Here is a 6,403-nt window from a genome sequence, read left to right as displayed (position 1 = left end):
GAGAAGTCTCCCACGGTCCGTACTGGCTAGAGTCGGAATCGAGCTTTTAGTCCCGCCCACCCCTTCAAGTCTAAACATACAAGCGGGCTTGCTCGCGAAAGCGTCGGATCAGTCGATGATGAGTTGACTGACACTCCGCCTTCGCGAGCAAGCCCGCTCCCACATTTGATTTGTGAACACTTCAAGTGCCAACGGACTCCGATGAACCTCTCGCGTCTCGCCCTGCCCCTCCTGCTGCTGCCAACCGCCAACGCCCTCGCCGACACCTTCGAACGCGACCAGGCCCTGAAGCTGCCGGACGTGCTGATCAGCGCCAATCGCCAGGTCGAAGCACGCAACGACAGTAGCGCTGCCAATACGGTTTTCACCCGCGAAGACATCGAGCGCCTGCAACCCCGTAGCGTCACCGATCTGCTGCAACGGGTACCGGGCGTACAAGTCGCGCAGACCGGCGGGCGCGGCAGTCTGCCAGGGATCTACATTCGCGGCACGCAATCGGCGCAAAGCCTGGTGCTGGTCGACGGCCAGCGCATCGGCAACTCGACGTCCGGCGACAGCAACCTGCAACACCTCAACATCGAACAGATTGAGCGGGTCGAAGTGCTGCGCGGTTCGCGCTCGGTGATCTACGGCAGCGATGCGATTGGCGGGGTGATTCAGATCTTCACCCGGCGCGGCGGCGAACAGGGCTTGCAGCCGCGGATGCATGTGGGCTTCGGCAGCCACCAGACCTGGGAGCGCAGTGTCGGCCTCTCCGGTGGCGATGAAAAAACCCGCTTCAACCTCGGCGCCAGTCTCGATGAAACCGCCGGGATCGACCGCACCCACGCGTCGTATCCCAGCGACAGCGACCACGACGCCTATCGCAACAAATCCATCAGCCTGAGCCTCAGCCATGCGCTGACCGATGACATCGAAGTCGGCGCCAACCTGCTGGATAACCGGGGCAAAAGCGAGTTCGACAACCCGTTCGGCCGCTTCGACCCGGTGACTTTCGACTCCCTCCAGCAGCAGCCCTACAGCGATTTCACCGTCAGCAGTTTCAGCAGCTACATCGACGCTCGGCTCAACGAGCGCTGGAAGTCGCGCTTGGAACTCGGCCACAGCGAAAACCGCGAGAAGTCCTTCGACAAACTCAGCGACGAGCGCTCGGTGTTCAACACCTACCGCGACTCGGTGACCTGGCAGAACGACCTGACCCTCGATGCGCGCAACAGCCTGATCCTTGGCGGCGACTGGTACGAAGACCGGGTCAACAGCAGCACCGCGTTCGACGAAGACAACCGCTGGAACCGCGCAGCCTTCATCCAGCATCGCTTCCAGGCCGACAGCTTCTCCACCGAACTAGGCCTGCGCCGTGACGACAACCAGCAATTCGGTGGGCAGAACAGCTGGAGCGGCACGCTGACCTTGCCGGTCAACCCGGACAACGATCTGCTGCTCAGCTACAGCGAAGGCTTCCGCGCACCGACCTTCAACGATCTGTATTACCCGGACTTCAGCAACCCCGACCTGAAACCGGAAACCTCGAAAAGCTACGAGCTGCAATGGCGCAGCCAGTTGAGCGACAGCACTCGCCTCGAAGCCTCGCTGTATCGGACCGATCTGGAAGACGCGATCATCTTCGGCAGCAACTCACGCCCGGAAAACGTCGCCTCGGCGCGGATCAATGGCTTCGAAGCGACCCTGAAACAGGAACTGCTGGGCTGGCAGAGCAACCTCGGCGTAGCGATCATCGATCCCCGCGACCGCGACACCGGCCACACCCTGGCACGTCGTGCCCGTCGCACCTTGAGCTGGGATCTGGATCGGCAATTTGATCGCCTCGGTCTCGGCGCCAGTTGGCAGGCCGTCAGCAGTAGCTACGACGACCTGAACAATCAGCAACCATTGGGCGGTTATGCACTGCTAGGACTGCGCAGCAGCTGGGCGCTGAACCGCGAGATCAAGCTGGATTTCAAGGTCGACAACCTGCTGGACAAGGGTTACAGCCGAGCGCTGTACAGCCATGACGGCAGTCAGTATGGCTATCGCGAGGAGGGGCGGGCGTTCATGTTCGGGGTAACCTGGACACCGCTACTCTGATCCAGAATTTGCGCTGCATTGACTGACCTCTTCGCGAGCAAGCCCGCTCCCACAGGGGGAACGCATTCCAAATGTGGGAGCGGGCTTGCTCGCGAAGAATTCACCTCGGTCTCAGCGGTCTGGCGCGATCAACTTGCAGAGCTTGGCGGTGGCTTCGATCATCTGCCCGCTCGGGCGCTCCAGACCTTTGTCGGTGACCAGCAGCAACTGCCCGTGCTTGACCGCTGTCACCTGTGGCCAGGCGTTCCACGCATCCAGTTGCGGCTGATCGCCAGCCAGAATCACTTCGGGATCACGCTGTAAAACCGCTTCGATGCTCACCTGCGGCGCCGGCAGCCTCAGGTCGGCAAACACATTGCGTGCGCCGCACACTTCAAGCGCATCGCTGATGATCTGTCCGCCACCGACGGTGTACAGCGGCTTGTCCCAGACCTGGTAGAACGCCCGCAGCGGCGCTTCCCGCCGGTAGCGCTGGCGCAGCTCATCGAGGTTGCGCCGTAGCTCGGCGGCCCGTTCAACCCCACGCTCCGGGCGACCCAGCTGTGTCGCGATGGCTTCAATCTGCGCGGTCAGTTGCTCGAGACTGTGGGGCTCGGCAACAAAAGTCGGGATGTTCAGGCGCTTGAGCTGATCGCGTTGAGCCGGACCGACACTGCCAGGCCACAACAGCAACAAGTCAGGTTTGAGGCTCAGCAGCCGTTCCATGTCGAGCTGGCCATAACGGCCCACCGAAGGCACGTCCTTGATCGCGGATGGCCGCTCACCGGCATCCAGCACGCCGACCAGCAGATCGGCCGAATCCAGTTCGACAACGATTTCAGACAGGGATGGCGCGAGGCTGACCACCCGCAGAGCGGCCAGCGCCTCAGCGCTGACGGCCAGCAGCAGAACCGCCAGCCAGAGACGACGCATCAGGCGAGTTGACGCGGGATACGGTAGAGGTAGAACAGCACCGCCGTGGACAGCGCCAGCAACATCAGCGGCACCGCTTCAAGGCCGACGAACACCGCCAGCGCACCAATCCATGCCGGCAGTGCCGCGACCACGAATGCACTGCGAAGGCAGGCCGCCAGGGCGATCCAGGCAGCGGGCTCTTCAGGGGTATCGAGGGCTTTTTGCGTGGCGATCAGCGCATGTTTGTAGCGCCCGAAAAACTTCAGGCTGACAAACATCGAGGCCACGCCAGCGATAAAGAAAGGCATCGCCAGCACCGGCAGAATTGCCTCGCCCTGGCCGAACACAGCGTTGATCACGAACAGCGGCACCAGCGCCAGCGCCAGGTATTTCCACCAGGCGATCGACAGACGGCGCCGCACTTGCCCGCGGGTCACGCCCGGTCTACCTCGCCCTGATGCTCGTTGCCCATCATGTGGTCGAGCTTGCTGGCCTTGGTCGCCAGATAGAGTTTGTTGTGCGGGTTGTGGCCGGTGTGCAGCGGCACGCGCTCGGCGACGACAATGCCCATGTCGGTCAAGGCTTTGACCTTGCGCGGGTTATTGGTCATCAGGCGCAGGGATTTGACGCCCAGATGCTCGAGCATCGGCAGGCACATGGCATAGTCACGCTGGTCGGCGGCAAAGCCCAGACGCTCGTTGGCTTCAACGGTGTCGGCGCCGCCGTCCTGCAATTCGTAGGCACGGATCTTGTTCAAAAGACCGATGCCGCGCCCTTCCTGACGCAGGTACAGCAACACGCCACGGCCTTCGCGAGCGATGGCCTTGAGGGCGCCTTCCAGTTGCGAGCCGCAGTCGCAACGCTGGCTGAACAAGGCATCGCCGGTCAGGCATTCGGAGTGCAGACGGCCGAGTACCGGGGCACCGTCGGCAATCTCGCCCAGGCTCAGCACGACGTGCTCGCGGCCGGTGGCTTCATCGAGAAAACCGTGCATGGTGAATTGCGCAAAAGGCGTTGGCAGCTTGGAAGCGGCGACAAAAACGACAGGCACCGGTGTGCTCCTGATCTGAAAAGTCCGAGATTCGCTGGGCGGCATTGTAACAGCAGGTTCCCGCAGGCGCTTAGGCTGAATTATCGGGGATAACTATCAAAAAGTTTGATGACAGGCTCGTCGCTATCGCCTGTACTCGAACGGATACGGCTGCTTCCAGCGCTCGAAGATCGGCTTCAACTCGCCGCTTTTCACCAGTTGCTCCATGCGCTGGTCGTAGATCGACATCAGCGCCCGGCCTTGCGGGGTGTCGGCGAAGCCGAGGTACAGCGGCAACTCTGCCAGATGCGAATAACGGTACGGCGAAGGATCGGCGGCGTTTCGCAGCACCGCTTCGATTTCCGTCAGCGCATCAATGTAGTAATCCGCCCGCCCCTGCTTGAGCATCGACAGGATCCCGGTGCGGCGCTCGATCTGGTTGAATCGTTTGACGTTCGGCAGATAGGTTTCGTAGCGATAGCCGCGCACCCAGGCCAGTCGGTACTTGCCCAGGGTCGCCTGGGTCGGCGAAGGATTGCTGGCCAGGCCGAGCGCGTAGATGTGGTCGGAATCGAAATTCCATTTCGGGTACAGCACCTGCTCGGCTTCGCCGCGATAGGAACCGACCAGTGCATCGACTTCCTTCAGTTGTACCAGCCCCACCGAACGAGTGTAGGGCACGGTGCGAATATCCAGAGTCACGCCGGCCGGCTCGAACACTTTGCGCAACACATCCCAGGCCAGGCCATGGCCGTCGGCGGCGGTGTAGTCTTCCCAGTCTTCGCTGGCCAGGTGAATGACCGACGGCGATGCGTCCTGTGCCTGGGCCACGGCACCAAGCAAGGTCAAAACCACTATCGCCAACCAGCGTCGAGTCATCCCTGCGTCCCTCCTCCACGCCCGGAAATCAGGCGAAAATCCACACCAGTCCCTGCATCGCCAGCCAGGCAAACACGCCGGCCAGCACGTCGTCGAGCATGATGCCGACGCCGCCGTGAACATGCCGGTCGATCCAGCGGATCGGCCACGGTTTGAGAATGTCGAAGAAGCGGAACACCAGGAACCCGGCGAGCAACCAGTACCAGCCTTCCGGCACCAGCCACAGGGTGATCCACATCCCGACCATTTCGTCCCAGACGATGCCCTCGTGGTCGTGCACCCGCAGATCGTCGGCCACTTTGCCGCACAGCCAGAAGCCGAACAACATGGTGATCCCGAGCATCAGCCAGTAACCCCAGTCCGGCAGCATCTGCCACAACGGGATAAAGGGTAGCGCAACTAACGAGCCCCAAGTGCCCGGCGCCTTGGGCAAGGTGCCCGAGCCAAAGCCGAACGCGAGGAAATGCCAGGGATTGCGCCAGACCGACGGCGGAACGAATTCGGCCGGAACCTGTTTCGGGTGATCTGTCACGGTGACTCCTGAAAATGTTGATAACCCCGGATTTGCGGGGTGATGTCGTGCCCGTCGCGATCCAGCAACACTACGCCCTGCCCTTGCGTCACGCGGCCGATCACATGGATCGACCAGCCATCGGCGAGCAGCGCCGGCCACTCGACGGCCGGCAGGGTGAAGGCCAGCACGTAGTCATCGCCACCGCTCAATGCCGCTCGTTCGGCGCCGCGCTGACCGAGAAACGCCACCAGCGCCTCCGACAACGGAACGCGCTCGCGCTCGACTTCGAGGCGGACCTTCGAGGCCAATGCGATGTGACCGCAATCGGCGAGCAGCCCATCGGAGATGTCCAGCGCCGAAGTGGCCTTGCCACGCAGGGCCTGACCGAGAGCGAGTTGCGGTTGCGGCGACCAGTAATGATCAAGCAGCGGCTGGGCAATGTGAGGCTCGGCGTCACGCTGACCCAGCACCAGCGGCAAGGCCCCGGCGGCATTGCCCAACTCACCGCCGACACACAGCAGATCGCCCGGCTGCGCGCCGCTGCGGGTCAGCGCTTTACCGGCCGGGACGCGACCGAACACGGTGACGGTCAGGCTCAACGGCCCGCGGGTCGTGTCGCCGCCGACCAGTGCCACGCCGCAGTCCTGCGCCATGCGGTTCAAACCGCGGGCATAGGCTTGCAGCCAATCGGCGGTCACCGTCGGCAAGGTCAGGGCAAGGGTAAAGGCGACGGGCGTGGCGCCCATGGCAGCGAGGTCGCTGACCGCCACGGCCAGCGAGCGCTGACCGAGCAGAAACGGATCGCAGGGATCGGCGAAATGCACGCCGGCCACCAGCGTATCGGTGGAAACCGCCAGCTGTTCCCCGGAAGGGACCGCCAGCAAGGCGCAGTCGTCACCGATCCCCAGTGCAACGCCTTCGCCGCCCTGCGCACAAGGCGCGGCGGCGAAGAAATTGCGGATCAGCTCAAACTCGCCCATGGCTGAGAAAAAGTATTCAAG

General features: G+C 62.8%; 7 protein-coding genes. 1 reads left to right on the top strand and 6 read right to left on the bottom strand.

Going from position 1 to position 6,403, the window contains the following annotated elements; all coding sequences use genetic code 11:
- The first annotated feature begins 201 nt into the window (after window positions 1-201).
- Window positions 202-2,085, top strand: coding sequence for a TonB-dependent receptor domain-containing protein (locus CAG25_RS26070; protein ID WP_085613373.1), 1,884 nt, complete (start codon window positions 202-204; stop codon window positions 2,083-2,085).
- 111 nt (window positions 2,086-2,196) lie between these two features.
- On the opposite strand, the gene CAG25_RS26065 is transcribed toward CAG25_RS26070, so the two are convergent.
- The 6 genes from CAG25_RS26065 to thiL all read right to left on the bottom strand — a co-directional run bounded on the left by CAG25_RS26065 (window position 2,197) and on the right by thiL (window position 6,382).
- Window positions 2,197-2,997, bottom strand: coding sequence for a cobalamin-binding protein (locus tag CAG25_RS26065; protein ID WP_085613372.1), 801 nt, complete (start codon window positions 2,995-2,997; stop codon window positions 2,197-2,199).
- Window positions 2,997-3,416, bottom strand: a complete 420-nt coding sequence (locus CAG25_RS26060; protein WP_064382213.1) for a hypothetical protein — start codon at window positions 3,414-3,416, stop codon at window positions 2,997-2,999. Before CAG25_RS26060 ends, CAG25_RS26065 begins: the two co-directional genes overlap by 1 nt.
- Complete coding sequence (gene ribA / locus CAG25_RS26055; RefSeq protein ID WP_007955551.1) at window positions 3,413-4,030, bottom strand: GTP cyclohydrolase II; 618 nt, start codon at window positions 4,028-4,030, stop codon at window positions 3,413-3,415. The genes CAG25_RS26060 and ribA overlap by 4 nt, the downstream gene beginning before the upstream one ends.
- Window positions 4,031-4,153: 123 nt before the next feature.
- Window positions 4,154-4,888: an ABC transporter substrate-binding protein gene (locus CAG25_RS26050; RefSeq protein WP_085613371.1), complete on the bottom strand. Its 735-nt coding sequence runs from the start codon at window positions 4,886-4,888 to the stop codon at window positions 4,154-4,156.
- Between the two features lie 28 nt (window positions 4,889-4,916).
- Window positions 4,917-5,420: a phosphatidylglycerophosphatase A gene (locus CAG25_RS26045; protein WP_007910933.1), complete on the bottom strand. Its 504-nt coding sequence runs from the start codon at window positions 5,418-5,420 to the stop codon at window positions 4,917-4,919.
- Window positions 5,417-6,382 carry a thiamine-phosphate kinase gene (gene thiL, locus CAG25_RS26040; RefSeq protein ID WP_085613370.1) on the bottom strand — a complete coding sequence of 322 codons (966 nt, stop codon included), beginning with the start codon at window positions 6,380-6,382 and terminating at the stop codon, window positions 5,417-5,419. The genes CAG25_RS26045 and thiL overlap by 4 nt, the downstream gene beginning before the upstream one ends.
- Window positions 6,383-6,403 lie beyond the last annotated feature (21 nt).

The organism is Pseudomonas sp. B16(2017) (assembly GCF_002113205.1).
In the GTDB taxonomy this organism is placed as follows: domain Bacteria; phylum Pseudomonadota; class Gammaproteobacteria; order Pseudomonadales; family Pseudomonadaceae; genus Aquipseudomonas; species Aquipseudomonas pharyngis.
This window is presented reverse-complemented; position numbering and strand designations above follow the sequence as displayed.